Origin of the sequence: Faecalimonas umbilicata (assembly GCF_004346095.1) — a bacterium.
GTDB lineage: Bacteria > Bacillota > Clostridia > Lachnospirales > Lachnospiraceae > Faecalimonas > Faecalimonas umbilicata.
On sequence record NZ_SLZV01000058.1, the window covers coordinates 1 to 1,790 of the forward strand.

Genomic DNA, 1,790 nt, shown 5'->3' on the forward strand with positions numbered 1-1,790 from the left:
GAACAAGAATCATGGATATTTCTCTGTATCTGGTACGAAAATAGCTAGTTTAGGGTATACGAAATAAAACGTCTTTTTTATTCGTTTTAAATGGCCTTGTGTATTCCCTTCCATCTATGGCAACGCACCTCCCGTGTCTACCAGGATCATCACTTCGTGAGTCCTAACTTCCTTCGTTCTGCCTATCCATAATCCGGGTGTCAGCTTAGCTCCTTGTCAGGGTCTTGCCCTATGGAAAATATTCCTGCCAACTACCTGCTCATTCTTTGTTCCTATTATTACTGACTTGCTTCCTGTAACAGCACTTTTCAGTGGACGTTCCCCATTACATTCTGCTTTTGTACCTTTTCGGGTTGGTTACTTCCTGCACTCTATGCTGCAAGCATCTGTGGTCTCTTGATATCTTGCATCATCTTTGCACCGTCATAAGTCACACCTTTAGTCAAAATCGTATAAAAGATTCTTAAGACTTTACACGCAACTGCTATGACTGACTGCATCTTCTTTAGCGGATTTTCTTTTCTAGTTCGATAATACCGGTGTACTTCCTTAAATTCTTCATTCCTTGCAATCAAGGATATGGCTGCTTCATACAGTACATATCTGAGGCGTTTTCTTCCTCTGTAGCTGATGTGACTCTCGCCCTTATGTTTTCCCGAACTACACTCTACAATGGCATATCCAGCTAGTTTTTGCAGTTGCTTTGGATTATCAAAACGTGTGATGTCTCCTACTTCGGCAACAAATCCACTCACTGTTTTCAATCCAACTCCTTTGATTTCCAACAACTTATCTATATGAGGAATCTCTGACAACTTTTCCTCTGTCAGGCTCATCAGGTCTTCCTCTCTATTTTTGTAGATTTCATAATCGTTCAGTAGATTCTTCAATTCAATTCTTGCACTATCAGGTGCTTCCTGGCTTCCAATACTGTGCTCTGCAGCCGTTACCAGGGTCTTTGCCCTCTTCAGTCCAGCCGCTCTCAACTTAGCATCCCGCCAAATCTTATTGATTCCATCTACACCCAGTTTTACGATATCTTGTGGCAAAGGTGCCTCTTTTAATATCATAAGACCACTCACAGAATCCGGATTTCTATAAACGTCTTTGATTTCCGGAAAATAGATGCTAAACCATCTTGCGATACGGTTCTTGATCCTTGTAATTTCTTCCTGGGTTTGTAATCTGAGATTTGAAAGACTCCGAATCTCAGCATAAATACCAGTTGGTATATATGGATATGAAAATCTCCCTTCATTTACCAGCGCCGCAATTGTCTTTGGATCCTTACGGTCATTTTTGTTTGGATTATTGTCATCCAGTTCTTTTGACTTCTTTACATGATGTGGATTTACATGAACCGGTTTCATGCCATTGTCCTGCAGGTATGCTCCAAGGTTGAACCAATAGTGTCCTGTTGGTTCCATTCCCGGAATCACAACGTTTTTACCGTATTTTTCTGCAAGATCCGCCATCCATGCTTTTAAAGTCATAAATCCAGCTTCTGTATTACTGAATTCCAACGGTTTCTTTGAATACTCGTAATTACGCCAATCGAATGCTCTTGCAAAGTGCGTTTCACTTCCCACATCAATCCCAACAATTAATGTCTTTTCCGTAATAGATTTAATTTTTGCGTTCTGTGTGTTATACTTCATTTTAGATACCTCTCTGTTCAATAAGATTGTTACTAACCGTGCAAAGTCAGTAATCTTATTCTACACTGAGGTATTTTTTTCTCAACCTTCTTTCTTGGAATTCCTTATATTTGAATTATACAGGAAGCTCCT

At 39.9% G+C, this 1,790-nt stretch carries 1 protein-coding gene; it reads right to left on the reverse strand.

Annotated features, from left to right (window positions below; genetic code table 11):
* Positions 1 to 371: 371 nt before the first annotated feature.
* On the reverse strand, positions 372 to 1,658 hold the full coding sequence (locus EDD74_RS14920; RefSeq protein ID WP_116441026.1) for an IS110 family RNA-guided transposase: 1,287 nt from the start codon (positions 1,656 to 1,658) through the stop codon (positions 372 to 374).
* Between the last annotated feature and the right edge of the window lie 132 nt (positions 1,659 to 1,790).